At 66.2% G+C, this 13,322-nt stretch carries 11 protein-coding genes and 1 tRNA gene; 2 read left to right on the forward strand and 10 right to left on the reverse strand.

Annotated features, from left to right (window positions below; genetic code table 11):
* Positions 1-247 precede the first annotated feature (247 nt).
* Positions 248-1,036, forward strand: a complete 789-nt coding sequence (locus F3I62_RS16080) for a tyrosine-type recombinase/integrase (RefSeq protein ID WP_256667793.1) — start codon at positions 248-250, stop codon at positions 1,034-1,036.
* Positions 1,037-1,136: 100 nt separating this feature from the next.
* Here the strand turns inward: F3I62_RS16080 and F3I62_RS16085 are convergent.
* A tRNA-Val gene (locus F3I62_RS16085) sits at positions 1,137-1,213 on the reverse strand.
* A gap of 186 nt (positions 1,214-1,399) precedes the next feature.
* Between F3I62_RS16085 and F3I62_RS16090 the strand changes: the two genes are divergently transcribed.
* The gene (locus F3I62_RS16090) at positions 1,400-2,683 is read left to right on the forward strand and encodes an FAD-binding oxidoreductase (RefSeq protein ID WP_160490660.1); all 1,284 of its coding nucleotides are present in this window, start codon (positions 1,400-1,402) and stop codon (positions 2,681-2,683) included.
* A gap of 134 nt (positions 2,684-2,817) precedes the next feature.
* Here the strand turns inward: F3I62_RS16090 and F3I62_RS16095 are convergent, their stop codons facing one another.
* From F3I62_RS16095 to F3I62_RS16135, 9 genes are all read right to left on the reverse strand, one after another.
* Positions 2,818-4,551, reverse strand: a complete 1,734-nt coding sequence (locus tag F3I62_RS16095) for a NahK/ErcS family hybrid sensor histidine kinase/response regulator (protein ID WP_160490661.1) — start codon at positions 4,549-4,551, stop codon at positions 2,818-2,820.
* On the reverse strand, positions 4,535-5,698 hold the full coding sequence (gene ercA, locus F3I62_RS16100) for an alcohol dehydrogenase-like regulatory protein ErcA (RefSeq protein ID WP_160490662.1): 1,164 nt from the start codon (positions 5,696-5,698) through the stop codon (positions 4,535-4,537). The genes F3I62_RS16095 and ercA overlap by 17 nt, the downstream gene beginning before the upstream one ends.
* A 95-nt stretch (positions 5,699-5,793) precedes the next feature.
* Complete coding sequence (locus tag F3I62_RS16105) at positions 5,794-7,623, reverse strand: alpha/beta hydrolase family protein (protein ID WP_372240147.1); 1,830 nt, start codon at positions 7,621-7,623, stop codon at positions 5,794-5,796.
* A gap of 61 nt (positions 7,624-7,684) precedes the next feature.
* Positions 7,685-8,842: a pyrroloquinoline quinone biosynthesis protein PqqE gene (gene pqqE / locus F3I62_RS16110; RefSeq protein WP_160490664.1), complete on the reverse strand. Its 1,158-nt coding sequence runs from the start codon at positions 8,840-8,842 to the stop codon at positions 7,685-7,687.
* On the reverse strand, positions 8,814-9,092 hold the full coding sequence (gene pqqD / locus F3I62_RS20330) for a pyrroloquinoline quinone biosynthesis peptide chaperone PqqD (RefSeq protein ID WP_372240144.1): 279 nt from the start codon (positions 9,090-9,092) through the stop codon (positions 8,814-8,816). The genes pqqE and pqqD overlap by 29 nt, the downstream gene beginning before the upstream one ends.
* 110 nt (positions 9,093-9,202) lie before the next feature.
* Positions 9,203-9,955, reverse strand: a complete 753-nt coding sequence (pqqC, locus tag F3I62_RS16120; RefSeq protein ID WP_160490665.1) for a pyrroloquinoline-quinone synthase PqqC — start codon at positions 9,953-9,955, stop codon at positions 9,203-9,205.
* 44 nt (positions 9,956-9,999) lie between these two features.
* The gene (pqqB, locus tag F3I62_RS16125) at positions 10,000-10,914 is read right to left on the reverse strand and encodes a pyrroloquinoline quinone biosynthesis protein PqqB (RefSeq protein ID WP_160490666.1); all 915 of its coding nucleotides are present in this window, start codon (positions 10,912-10,914) and stop codon (positions 10,000-10,002) included.
* A gap of 48 nt (positions 10,915-10,962) precedes the next feature.
* The gene (pqqA, locus tag F3I62_RS16130; RefSeq protein ID WP_080725296.1) at positions 10,963-11,034 is read right to left on the reverse strand and encodes a pyrroloquinoline quinone precursor peptide PqqA; all 72 of its coding nucleotides are present in this window, start codon (positions 11,032-11,034) and stop codon (positions 10,963-10,965) included.
* A 508-nt stretch (positions 11,035-11,542) separates the two neighbouring features.
* Complete coding sequence (locus tag F3I62_RS16135; RefSeq protein ID WP_160490667.1) at positions 11,543-13,063, reverse strand: aldehyde dehydrogenase family protein; 1,521 nt, start codon at positions 13,061-13,063, stop codon at positions 11,543-11,545.
* Positions 13,064-13,322 lie beyond the last annotated feature (259 nt).

Here is a 13,322-nt window from a genome sequence, read left to right on the forward strand (position 1 = left end):
GGTAAGCGTACTGCGTGAAAGACTTCCTCACTTCGGGAATACCCAATAGAACAACAAAGCCGACTAATCTCGGCTTTGTTGTTCTACGAGCAACTCCAAAGTCTTAGAGACCATTTGGTTTAAGTCAGGCCGCCACCTGCTCGAACGGTTCGAGACCGAGTGGCTGCTGACCCGCAACTACTCGGCGCGCAGCCTAGAAGAAATCGGTTTCAAGATTGCGCGGTACAAGGCTGACCTGGGCACCAAAATGGTCGCCCAGCTGGATGTTCTGGAAGTGGCCGAGTACCTGGACCAGTACAGGAACAATGCCTACACCAAACACCGCGGCCTGATGGTGCAAATATTCTCCTTCGCCGTGGCCAAGGGACTGGCCGAACGCAACGTAGCCGAACTGACGCGGGTGAAGACCGAAGAGCAGAAGAAGCGTCAGCGGCACAGCAAAGAAGGTCTGGACGCCAGACTGGCCCATGACGGGACACCTGAGTGGCTTCGCCGAGCGATCCGCCTGGCGCTGGTCAGCCTGCAGCGGCGTGAAGATATCGTGACTTGGGAGAAGGCCGCCGTGGACCTGGAGGCAAACACCATCAAGGTGTCACCGGGTAAAACACAGAACTACGACAACCCCATCCATCTGGAGATTGTCATGGGCAGCGCCCTGCGCGCAGTGGTGAAGGAATGCCTGGCATCGCCGGTCGCCTGCCCATTCCTGATCCACTACAAGCCGAAGGCCCGCAAACGCGAGCAGCTTGACGCCAAACGCCACTGGAATGCGGTCGCCGAGGACTATCTGTCCAAGGCATTTACGAAAGCGCGGGACGATTCGAAGGCATATGAGGAAATTCCCAAGGCCCAGCGACCCACCTTTCATGAAATCCGGGCTTTAGGCGCTTGGCTATACGAGCAGCAGGGCTACCCTCAGGAGTACATCCAGGGGCTGCTGGGTCATGCCGACGTGAAGATGACTGAGCATTATCAGGCTGGGCATAGGGAAGAGAGGGTGGAATACATGCGGGTGAGTGCCGACCTGAAAGTCTGAGACACCACTTCGTTTTTCAAAAATATTTCCAAAATAGTTCCAAACAAAAAAGGCGACCCTCTCGGATCGCCTTCTAAGTACCGTACTAGACGGATTTGTTTGGTAGGCACAATTGGACTCGAACCAACGACCCCCACCATGTCAAGGTGGTGCTCTAACCAACTGAGCTATGTGCCTGCTATGGCCGCGCATTTTACGGATACGCGCGAGGCTGTCAACACCTATTTTCGCTAAGCCCCTGAAAAAGTGGAATTTTTGCCAAATGCACGCAAGCGTTAAAAATTTCGCACAGAGGCTAGCCGGGCATATATAACTCGAGTAGCATCGACTGGTCCGTAAAAAATAAAGAACATAGGTTCCAAAATGACGCACACCCCCTACCCTCAATCCTATTACGCCGCCTCCGCCAACCCGGTGCCTGCGCGCCCCGAGCTGCAAGGCGAGTGCGAGACCGATGTGTGCATCATCGGCGCCGGCTATACCGGATTGTCCACTGCCCTGTTCCTGCTGGAGAACGGTTTCAAGGTCACCGTGCTGGAAGCGGCCAAGGTCGGCTTCGGCGCCTCCGGGCGCAACGGCGGGCAGATCGTCAACAGCTACAGCCGCGACATCGACGTGATCGAGCGCAGCGTCGGCCCCAAACAGGCCCAGCTGATGGGCCAGATGGCCTTCGAGGGCGGCCGCATCATCCGCGAGCGCATCGCCAAGTACGACATCAAGTGCGACCTGAAGGACGGTGGCGTGTTCGCCGCCTTCACCCCCAAGCAGATGAAGCACCTGGAAGCGCAGAAGAAGCTGTGGGAACGCTATGGCCACACCCAGCTGGAGATCATGGACGCCAAGCGCATCCGTGAAGTGGTCAAGACCGAGAACTACATCGGCGGCATGCTCGACATGAGCGGCGGCCACATCCACCCGCTCAACCTGGCCCTCGGCGAAGCGGCGGCGGTCGAGTCGCTGGGTGGCGTGATCCACGAACAGTCGCCGGCCATCCGCATCGAGCGCGGCGCCAACCCGGTGGTGCACACCCCGAACGGCCGGGTCAAAGCCAAGTTCGTGGTGGTGGCTGGTAACGCCTATCTGGGTAACCTGGTGCCGGAGCTGGCCGCCAAGACCATGCCCTGCGGCAGCCAGGTGGTCGCCACCGAGCCGCTCAGCGAGGAACTGGCCAAGAGTCTGCTGCCCAACGACTACTGCGTGGAAGACTGCAACTACCTGCTGGACTACTTCCGCCTGACCGGCGACCGTCGCCTGATCTACGGCGGCGGCGTGGTCTATGGCGCCAAGGACCCGGCCAACATCGAGGCGATGATCCGCCCGATGATGCTCAAGACCTTCCCGCAGCTGAAGGACGTGAAGATCGACTTCGCCTGGACCGGCAACTTCCTGCTGACCCTGTCGCGCCTGCCGCAGGTCGGCCGGATCGGCGACAACATCTACTACTCGCAGGGTTGCAGCGGCCACGGCGTAACCTACACCCACCTGGCCGGCAAGATCCTCGCCGAGGCCCTGCGCGGCCAGGCCGAGCGCTTCGACGCCTTCGGCGGCCTGCCGCACTACCCCTTCCCGGGTGGCCGTCTGTTCCGCGTACCCTTCACCGCGATGGGCGCCTGGTACTACAGCATGCGCGACAAGCTGGGCGTCTGATCGAGCCCTGCGCACCGTCCACCTCCGGATGGTGCGCACGAGTCAATCGGTAAGCTGCGCCGTGCGCACCGCAAGCTCGAACAGGGCCTGCGGTACGCACGGCGCAACTGTTTAGGCCCCGGAAAAACCTGCTCCTAGCCCGCCAGCATCTGGCTGAGCACCGCGCGCAGCTTGCCCGGGCGCACCGGCTTGTTCAGCAGCGGCACCTTCAGCGCCTGCAAGTGCAGACGGCATTCGTCCGAGCGTTCCGCGGTGATCATCACCGCCGGGATATCCCTGGCGAAATGCGCGCGCAGCGCCTGCACCACCTCGCTCCCGGTCACCCCCAGATCCAGGTGATAGTCGACCAGCAACAGGTCCGGCGCCCGCTCATCCAGCACCTCCAGCGCCTGCGCCTGATCCAGCGCGGTCAGCACCTCGCAGCCCCAGCCGCCGAGCAGGTCTGCCATGCTGTGCAGGATGCTCGGCTCGTTATCCAGCACCAGCAGGCGCTTGCCCGGCAGCGGATTGCCCACCTGCGCCTGCGCGGCCGGCAGGATGCTCGGCAGCGGCGCCTGATCGGCCACCAGCGGCAGCTGGATGCTGAAGCAGGAACCCCGCCCCGGCCGCGAACGCACCTCGATCGGGTAGCCGAGCATGCGTGCGATGCGCTCGACGATGGCCAGGCCCAGGCCGACGCCCTTGCGCTCCATGGAACGGCCTACATCCAGCTGGTGGAATTCGCGGAACACCGCCTGCAACTGGTCGGCGGGAATGCCGCGGCCGCTGTCCCAGACCTCGATGCGCAGCTGGCCACCGCGCCTGCGCACGCCCAGCAGCACGCCACCGTGCTCGGTATAGCGGCAGGCATTGCTGAGGAAGTTACGCAGGATGCGCGTGAGCAGACGCGCATCGGTGCGCACCGTGCAGGCCGCAATCCGCACCCGCAGGCGCAGCCCGGCCTGGGTCGCCAGCGGCTCGAACTCCGAGGCCAGCGGCGCCAGCAGCTCGTCCAGGCGGTAGACATCCAGGTCCGGCTTGATCGCCGCCTGGTCCAGCTTGGCGATGTCCAGCAGATCGGAGAGCAGGTCCTCGGCGCCTTCCAGGGCCTGATGCGCGCGCTCCACCAGGTTGTGCGCCGACTCGCCCAGCTCGCGCTCGCGCAGGGTGGAGATCAGCAGGCGCGCGGCATTCAGCGGCTGCAGCAGGTCATGGCTGGCTGCGGCCAGGTACTTGTCCTTGCTGCGGTTGGCCTCCTCGGCCGCATCGCGGGCCTTGCGCAGCTCCTGCTCGACCCGCACCCGCTCGCCGATCTGCTCATGCAGGCTCTGGTTGGCGCCGAGCAGCGCGGTGGTGCGCTGCGCCACGCGCTGTTCCAGCTCCTCGTTGAGCTGCTGCAGGCGCTGCTGGGCCTGCTTGCGCTCGCTGATATCGGCGACGAAGCCCTCGAACAAGCCCGGCTCGTCGGGCTTGAGCAGGATGTTCATGAGCACGTCGATGATCCGGCCGTCCTTGCGCCGCAGGCGGGTCTCGTAGCCGTACAGGCCCGGCTGGTTGGTCAGCACCTCGCGGATCGCCGCCAGTTCGGCCTGGCCGCCGACGAACAGGTGCTCGGCCAGGTCGGTCAGCGACCACAGCACCTGCTGCGGGTTGTCGTAGCCGAGCATGCGCGCCAGGGCCGGGTTGGCGGCGCGCAGGCCCTCGTGCAGGCTGGCCTGGAAGATGCCGTGCACGGCGTTTTCGAACAGCCACTTGTAGCGATTGCGCTCGGTTTCCAGCTCTTCCAGGCGCGTCACCAGCTCGGCGTAGTGGCTCTTGCGCGCCGACTGGCTGCCCAGACCGAGCAGCCCGGCCAGGGCCTGTTGCTGTTGCTCAGAGCGCTTCTGCATAGACCACTTCGACATCGCGCTGGCTCGACTCGCGCGGGTTGGTGAGGATGCACGGGTCGTGCATGGCGTGGCGCGAGAGGAACGGAATGTCCGAGCTGCTGACGCCATGCAGGCTGAGGGTCTCGTGGAAGCCCACGGCGCGCTTGAACTCGACCAGGTGCTCGATCAGGCGCTGGCGGATCTGCCCATGGGTCATGCCGCGGCAGTCGATGCCCAGGGTCTCGGCGACCATGCGGAAACGCTCCGGCGCGGCGTTGTAGTTGAACGCCACCACGTGCTCGACCAGCGCCGCGTTGCACAGCCCGTGCGGCAGGTCGAGGAAGCCGCCGAGGCTGTGGCTCATGGCGTGCACGGCGCCGAGGATGGCATTGGAGAAGGCCAGGCCGGCCTGCATGCTGCCCAGCATGATCTTCTCGCGCAGGGCGATGTCCTGCGGGGTGGCAATCATCTGCACCAGGTTGCCGCCGATCAGGCGCATGGCCTCCAGGGCGTGGGTGTCGGTGAGCGGGCCGCTGCCGGTGGAAACGAAGGCCTCGATGGCATGCACCAGGGCGTCGATGCCGGTACAGGCGGAGAGGAACGGGTCCATGCTCAGGGTGGTTTCCGGGTCGATCAGCGACACGTCCGGCACCACCGCCTTGCTGACGATGGAGAACTTCATGCGCTCCAGCGGGTTGGAGATGATCACGAACTGCGACACGTCGGCCGAGGTGCCGGCCGTGGTCGGGATCAGGATCAGCGGCGGGCTGGGCACGCGGATGGTGTCCACGCCCTCGAATTCGAGGATGCTGCGGCCGTGGGCGACCACGATGCCGATGCCCTTGGCGCAGTCCATCGGGCTGCCACCGCCGACCGCAACTATCACGTTGCAGGCGTGCTCGCGGTACAGCTCGGCGCCGCGCATCACCTCCTCCACCCGCGGGTTGGGCGAGACCTCGGTGTACAGCACGTAGTCGATGCCCTGGCCCTGCAGGCTGGCCTCGACATCCGCCACCCAGCCGGCGGCGACCACGCCGGGGTCGGACACCAGCAGCACGCGGCGCGCGCCGAAGGTGATGGCGAAGTTGGCGACGTTGTGCCGGCAGCCGGCACCGAAGACGATTTCCGGGGAGACGAACTTGCGCAGCAGGCTCAGATTCTGGGTCATGGATGAGGCTGTTTCTTGTTATTGGAACGAAGAAATTCAGCCTACTGGAATCCTCGGGCATTGCAATCCAACCAAGGCCGCAGGCGATGAACGCTCTAGCGCAGGAGTTTCCCATAGAACGCCAGCTCGCGCTCCAGTACCTCGGCCAGGTGCGTGGCCTGGCGAAAGCCGTGGCGTTCGTCCGGGTACAGGTGGTATTCAACCGCCAGCCCGTTGCCGCGCAGGGCGGCGACCATCGACTCGGTCTGCGCCGGCACCACCACCGCATCCAGCCCGCCCTGGAAGAAGATCAGCGGCACGCGGATGCGCGCGGCCTGCAGCAGCGGCGTGCGCTCGCGGTAGCGGGCGGCATCGCGCTCGGGGTCGCCGATCAGCCAGTCGAGGTAATCGGCCTCGAACTTGTGGGTGGCCCGGCGCAGCGCCAGCGGGTCGCTGACCCCGTACAGGCTGGCGCCACCGCGCAGGCCACTGGCACCGGCCAGGGCGCACAGGGCGCTGTAGCCGCCGGCACTGGCGCCACGGACGAACACCCGCGCGCCATCGATCAGGCCCTCGGTGGCCAGGTGCGCGGCGGCGGCCTGGATATCCTCGACCTCGATGCGCCCCCACTCGCCCTGCAGGCGCTGGCGGTAGGCGCGGCCGTAGCCGCTGCTGCCGCGGTAGTTGAGGTCGGCCACGGCAAAGCCGCGCTGGGTCCAAAACGGGATGCGCGGGTCGAACACCGGGTAGCAGGCCGAGGTCGGCCCGCCATGCAGGAAGATCAGCAGCGGTGGCCGCGCCTCGTTGCCCTGGGCGGCATAGAAGAAGCCATGGGCGCGCTCGCCACCGCTGGCGTAGTCGAAGGCCTGCGGCCGGGAGATGGCGGCGGCCGGCAAGGGCTGCTCGCCGCCGGCCAGCACCTGGGCCGCTCCCGTCTGGCGATTGATTGCCAGCACGGCCGGCAAACGGCTCGGCGAGCCGGCGATGCAGTAGAAATGCGTGGCATCCGCCGCCAGGCCGCGAAAGCGGCTGAACTCCGCGGCCAGGCGCCGCTCGCCGCCCTGGCCGTCCTGCTCCAGCAACAGGCCGAAGCCCTGCTCGAAGCGGGTCAGCAACAGGCCGCCGTCCGCCAGCGGCAGGTAGGTGCAGCCGCCCAGCTGCCAGGGCGCCGCGGCATGATCGTAGGGTGCGCCGTGCGCACAGGGACCGGCATCGATGCACAGGGGCTGCCACCAGCCGGTGCGATCCGTTAACACCCAGAGCCGGCCATCGCTGGCGAAGCGCGGCTGTTGCAACGACTGGCCGGCGCCCGCGCCGGCCAGCACCTGCGCCGCGCCATCGGCCATGCGCCGGCACAGGCGCGTGGCAGTCCAGGGCTGCTGCGGGCGGTCCCACTCGATCCAGGCCAGTTGCGTGCCATCGGCGCTGGCCACGGGGCCTGCGTAGAAGTCGGCGCCCTCGACCAGCACCCGGCGCGAGCCATCCAGGCCGATGCGCAGCAGGCGGTGGATCACCCCGCCCGGCTCGTGGCTCTCCTCGACGGCCAGCAGCGCCTGCCAGGCAGCGACGTAACTCAGGTCGCCGTAGCGGCAGTGCGGCCGCGCGGTCAGTGCCCGTGGGCCATCGTCAACGCCGAGCCCAACGAGATGGAGCTGCTGGTCGGTCTCGTTGACGAAGGCCGCGCCGTCCGAGGTGGCGCAGCAGGCGCCGCCGCCGTATTCGTAGACCCGGCTGCGCACCGAGAACCCTGGCGGGGTCAGCTCGCGCAGCGTGCCGTCGCGGTAAAGGAACAGGCCGCAGCGTGCCCGTTGCGGGTCGAACTCCACCCACAGCAGGCCGCCATGAGCCACGTGCAGCTCGGCGAAATCCCGCGAGGCGGCCGCCGCCTGTTGCGCCGACCACAAAGGTGCCTCGCCGTAGGGTGCGCCGTGCGCACCGGGGGCCACCGCACTGTCATTGGTGCGCACGGCGCACCCTGCGGGATCGTTCGTCGCGCATCCGGCGGCCTCAGGCCTTGCAGATAAGCTTGGAGGCTTTTTCATTGCGGTAGGTCAGTTGCTCCAGGCCCAGCGGCGCGTGTTCGGCCTCCTCGCGGGCGGCGAGGATCAGGCCGTGGTGCGCCGACTTGCTGCACACCGGGTCGGCATTGTCGGCATCGCCGGTGAGCATGAAGGCCTGGCAGCGGCAGCCGCCGAAGTCGCGGTCCTTCTCGTCGCAGCTGCGGCACGGTTCGGGCATCCAGGCGTCGCCGCGGTAGCGGTTGAAGCCGAACGACTCGAACCAGATGTGCTGCAGGCTGTGCTCGCGCACGTTGGGGAACTGCACCGGCAGCTGCCGGGCGCTGTGGCATGGCAGCGCGGTGCCGTCCGGGGTGATGTCGAGGAACAGCTTGCCCCAGCCGCTCATGCAGGCCTTCGGGCGCTCCTCGTAGTAGTCCGGGGTGACGAAGATCAGCTTGCACGGGTGGTTCTGCGCCGCCAGCCTATCCCGCCACTCGTTGGTGATGCGCTCGGCGCGCTGCAGCTGCTCGCGGGTCGGCAGCAGGCCGACCCGGTTCAGCTCGGCCCAGCCATAGAACTGGCAGGTGGCCAGCTCGACGTAATCGGCCTCCAGCTCGATGCACAGCTCGATGATGCGGTCGATGCGGTCGATGTTGTGCCGGTGGGTGACGAAGTTGAGCACCATCGGGTAGCCGTGCGCCTTGACCGCGCGGGCCATCGCCAGCTTGTGGGCGAAGGCCTTGCTGGAGCCGGCCAGCAGGTTGTTGACCTCCTCGTCGGCGGCCTGGAAGCTGACCTGGATATGATCCAGGCCGGCTGCGCTGAACTCGGCGATGCGCTGCTCGGTGAGGCCGATGCCCGAGGTGATCAGGTTGGTGTAGAAGCCCAGGTCCCGGGCAGCCTTGATCAGCTCGGCCAGGTCCTGGCGCACCAGCGGCTCGCCGCCGGAGAAGCCCAGCTGCGCGGCGCCCAGTTCGCGGGCCTGGCGGAACACGTCGATCCACTGTTCAGTGCTCAGCTCGCTGCCGTGCCTGGCGAAATCCAGCGGGTTGGAGCAGTACGGGCACTGCAGCGGGCAGCGGTAGGTCAGCTCGGCCAGCAGCCACAGCGGCGGGCCGACCGGCGGCTGCGCCGGGCTAGGCGAATTCGATCCAGAACTGGGCATGGGCCACCTCGATAAACGCCAGGATGTCTTCATCGATACCCGGTACGCCGGGGAACTGTTCGAGCAGCGCGCTGATGATGCTCGCCACGTCGCGCACGCCATCGACGAACTGGAGAATCTGCGCGGCGCTGTCGTTGAGCTTGATCATGCCTTCCGGGTAGAGCAGCACATGGCACTGCTGCACCGGCTCGTACTGCAGACGGAAACCACGGCGGATGCGCGGCACGCAGGAGTGGATAGGTTGGTTCACGCGGGATACTCCGTCGTAGGGTGCGGCGTACGCAACGGCGCTGTTCGAGGGGCCTGTGGTGCGCACGGCGCACCCTACGGGCGAGGCGTCGCCCACGGTCATGCTGCGGCTCATGGCGCGATCCCCCGGTGCCACACGCGTTCGGCGGTCACCGTGTGGTACGGCGGGCGCTCCAGCTCGTAGGCCATGCTCATGGCGTCGAGCATGCTCCACAGCACGTCGAGCTTGAACTGGAGGATCTCCAGCATGCGCTGCTGGGCCTCAAACGTGGTGTAGTGCGCGAGGGTGATGCGCAGGCCGTGTTCGACATCGCGGCGCGCCTCCTTCAGACGTTTGCGGAAGTAGTCGTAGCCGCCGGCATCGATCCAGGGGTAGTGCTGCGGCCAGCTGTCCAGGCGCGACTGGTGGATCTGCGGGGCGAACAGCTCGGTCAGCGAGCTGCTGGCCGCCTCCTGCCAGCCGGCGCGGCGGGCGAAGTTGACGTAGGCATCCACGGCGAAACGCACGCCGGGCAGCACCAGCTCGGTGGACAGCACCTGCTCGCGGTCCAGGCCGACCGCCTCGGCCAGGCGCAGCCAGGCCTCGATGCCGCCCTCCTCGCCGGGTGCGCCGTCGTGGTCGAGGATGCGCTGCACCCACTCGCGGCGCGTCTCGCGATCCGGGCAGTTGGCCATGATCGCGGCGTCCTTGAGCGGGATGCACAGCTGGTAGTAGAAGCGGTTGGCCACCCAGCCCTGGATCTGCTCGCGGCTGGAGCGGCCCTGGTACATGGCCACCTGGAACGGATGGTGGATGTGGTAGTAGGCGCCCTTGGCGCGCAGCGCCTGCTCGAATTCGGCAGGGCTCATGGCAGGCTGACTCATCGCTGCTCCTTGGCGGGTGCGCCGGGCACCCGCATTCATTGTTGTTAGAGCTCGATACTCATGCCGTCCCAGGCTACTTCGATGGCGTGGGCGCTGAGGATGGCGCGCTCGTCCGAGTCGATGTCGAGGATCGGGTTGGTGTTGTTGATGTGGATCAGCACCTTGCGCGACGCGTCCAGGCCGTCGAGCACTTCGATCATGCCGCCCGGGCCGCTCTGCTGCAGGTGGCCCATCTCGCTGCCGAGCTTGGTGCCGACCTCGCACTGCTGCATCTCGTCGTCGCGCCACAGCGTGCCGTCGACCAGCAGGCAGTCGGCGCGGCGCATCCAGGCCAGCAGCGGCTCGTCGACCTGGCCCAGGCCCGGCGCATAGAAGAGCGTGCCGCCGCTGCGCAGGTCCTCGACGAACAGGCCGATGTTGTCGCCCGGGTGCGGGTTGCCGCGGTGCGGCGAATAAGGTGGCGCACTGCTGCGCAGGGCGATGGCGGTGAAGCGCAGGTTGGCGCAGGCCGGGATCACGAACGGCAAGCCATCCAGGGCGATCGGGTTCCACTGCAGGCCGCCGTTCCAGTGTTCGAGCATGTTGAACAGCGGGAAGCCGCTGGTCAGGTCCTGGTGGACCATCTCGGTGCACCAGATCTGGTGCGGGCAGCCCTCGCGCAGGGTCAGCAGGCCGGTGGTGTGGTCGATCTGGCTGTCCAGCAGGATGATGCCGTTGATCGCCGTATCGCGCAGGCGCCGTGCCGGCTGCAGCGCCGGGAAGTTTTCGATCTGCGCGCGGATATCCGGTGAGGCGTTGCACAGCACCCAGTGCACGCCATCGTCGCTGAGGGCGATGGACGACTGGGTACGCGGCTGGGCGCGCAGGCGGCCGCTACGGATACCGCTGCAATTGCGGCAGTTGCAGTTCCACTGGGGGAAACCGCCACCGGCTGCCGAGCCGAGAATCTGGATATGCATGAGGTCTGCCTTGGGACTGGAAACCCCGGCGTACCGGGGCTCGGGTGATCAGCGGTTGGCGAAGTACAGGGTGACTTCGAAACCAAGGCGCATATCGGTGAAGTTGGGTTTAGTCCACATGGGTCGATCCTCTTGTTATCAACCGGAGGGTTCCGGCCCTTGTAGTTATGCCCCCGGACGGCCGACGGCAGAATGGTACTTTGGGAGGAGATCGGGCTGACCTTGGTAGGACCGCCGCGCCGGAGCCCGCGCCCGACGCTTGTCGTGGGAGCGGCTTCAGCCGCGAATACAGGCGACACCGAGCCGCCGCCCATCGCGGCTGAAGCCGCTCCTACACAAGCAGGCGCCTGGCGCAGGCATAAAAAAACGCGGCCTAGGCCGCGCATCGATAGGATCTGCCACACCTGGGAGTAGGTAAGCAGCATGGGCAGAACGCACTCGCAAGCGCATCGATAAAAACGGCGGGGGCGTACGCAGCGCCACCCGCCAAGACACACCGGCTGCCGGCGGCGGAGCGTCCGCCGGCAGGTCACAACCTAGGGTGCGCCATGCGCACCACAAATCCGCGCGGGATACATGGTGCGCACGGCGCACCCTACGAACGCCCCGGGAACCCGGGACCGATTGCTTAGAAGAAGCCCAGCGGATTGATGTCGTAGCTCACCAGCAGGTTCTTGGTCTGCTGGTAGTGGTCGAGCATCATCTTGTGGGTTTCGCGGCCGACGCCGGACTTCTTGTAGCCACCAAACGCGGCGTGCGCCGGGTACAGGTGGTAGCAGTTGGTCCATACGCGACCGGCCTTGATGCCGCGGCCCATGCGGTAGGCACGGTTGATGTCGCGGGTCCACAGGCCAGCGCCGAGGCCGAACTCGGTGTCGTTGGCAATCGCCAGGGCTTCGGCTTCGTCCTTGAAGGTGGTGACGCTGACCACCGGGCCGAAGATCTCTTCCTGGAACACGCGCATCTTGTTGTGGCCCTTGAGCAGGGTCGGCTGGATGTAGTAGCCGGTGGCCAGGTTACCTTCCAGGCGCTCGGCGCCGCCGCCGGTGAGGATCTGCGCGCCTTCCTGCTGGGCGATGTCCATGTAGCTCAGGATCTTGTCGAACTGCTGCTGCGAGGCCTGGGCGCCGACCATGGTCTCGGTGTCCAGCGGGTTGCCACGCTTGATCTGCTTGATCTTCTTCATCACCTCGACCATGAAGGCGTCGTAGATCGACTCCTGCACCAGGGCGCGCGACGGGCAGGTGCACACCTCGCCCTGGTTGAAGAAGGCCAGCACCAGGCCTTCGGCGGCCTTCTCGATGAAGGACGGCTCGGCGCTCATGATGTCTTCGAAGAAGATGTTCGGCGATTTGCCGCCCAGCTCCACGGTGCTCGGGATGATGTTCTCGGCGGCGCACTTGAGGATGTGCGAGCCGACCGGGGTCGAGCCGGTGAAGGCGATCTTGGCGATGCGCTTGCTGGTGGCCAGGGCCTCGCCGGCTTCGCGGCCGAAGCCTTGCACCACGTTGAGCACGCCCGGCGGCAGCAGGTCGCCGATGACCTCCAGCAGCACGGTGATCGACAGCGGAGTCTGCTCGGCCGGCTTGAGGACGATGCAGTTGCCGGCGGCCAGGGCCGGGGCCAGTTTCCAGGCGCCCATCAGCAGCGGGAAGTTCCAGGGGATGATCTGCCCGACCACGCCCAGCGGCTCGTGGAAGTGGTAGGCGGCGGTGTGTTCGTTGATCTCGGCGGTGCTGCCTTCCTGGGCGCGGATGCAACCGGCATAGTAGCGGAAGTGGTCGGCGGACAGCGGCACGTCGGCGTTCAGCGTCTCGCGCACGGCCTTGCCGTTATCCCAGGTCTCGGCGACGGCGAGCAGCTCCAGGTTGGCCTCGATGCGGTCGGCGATCTTCAGCAGGATCAGGGCGCGGTCCTGCACGCTGGTCTTGCCCCAGGCATCGGCGGCGGCATGGGCGGCGTCCAGGGCGCGCTCGATGTCTTCGGCGCCGGAACGGGGGAACTCGGCGATCACTTCACCGGTGACCGGCGAGGTGTTGGTGAAATACTCGCCCTTGACCGGCGCCACGAACTCGCCACCGATGTAATTACCGTAACGCGGCTTGAAGGTAACGATGGAGCCAGCGGAGCCAGGGTTTGCGTAGATCATGATCGAGGCCTCTGTTTTTGTAAGCGCCTGCACCGGGACGTGGTGCAGGACATGGAATGATCATAGACACCCTGCGCAAAGCGTCGGTATGCGCCCATGGCATAGATGGGCTAGTTCCTTGGTAGTAGATGCCGCGCAAGGCCCTGGCATGGGGCATCGGCAATCCGGAACGACGCGAAAGCTTTTGTGGGAGGGGGCTGTGCAAGCCTGAAAAGGCAACACAATCCCTGTGGGAGCGGTTCCAGCCGCGAAAGCTGGC

It is taken from the genome of Pseudomonas sp. R-28-1W-6 (genome assembly GCF_009799925.1).
Taxonomy (GTDB): Bacteria; Pseudomonadota; Gammaproteobacteria; order Pseudomonadales; family Pseudomonadaceae; genus Aquipseudomonas.

Excerpts from the sequence above, each read along its gene's own strand:
- ercA (WP_160490662.1), bottom strand. The coding sequence starts at position 5,698 with ATGACCCAGAATCTGAGCCTGCTGCGCAAGTTCGTCTCCCCGGAAATC.
- pqqB (WP_160490666.1), bottom strand. The coding sequence starts at position 10,914 with ATGCATATCCAGATTCTCGGCTCGGCAGCCGGTGGCGGTTTCCCCCAG.
- F3I62_RS16135 (WP_160490667.1), bottom strand. The coding sequence starts at position 13,063 with ATGATCTACGCAAACCCTGGCTCCGCTGGCTCCATCGTTACCTTCAAG.
- F3I62_RS16090 (WP_160490660.1), top strand. The coding sequence starts at position 1,400 with ATGACGCACACCCCCTACCCTCAATCCTATTACGCCGCCTCCGCCAAC.
- pqqE (WP_160490664.1), bottom strand. The coding sequence starts at position 8,842 with ATGCCCAGTTCTGGATCGAATTCGCCTAGCCCGGCGCAGCCGCCGGTC.
- pqqC (WP_160490665.1), bottom strand. The coding sequence starts at position 9,955 with ATGAGTCAGCCTGCCATGAGCCCTGCCGAATTCGAGCAGGCGCTGCGC.
- F3I62_RS16080 (WP_256667793.1), top strand. The coding sequence starts at position 248 with ATGGTCGCCCAGCTGGATGTTCTGGAAGTGGCCGAGTACCTGGACCAG.
- F3I62_RS16095 (WP_160490661.1), bottom strand. The coding sequence starts at position 4,551 with ATGCAGAAGCGCTCTGAGCAACAGCAACAGGCCCTGGCCGGGCTGCTC.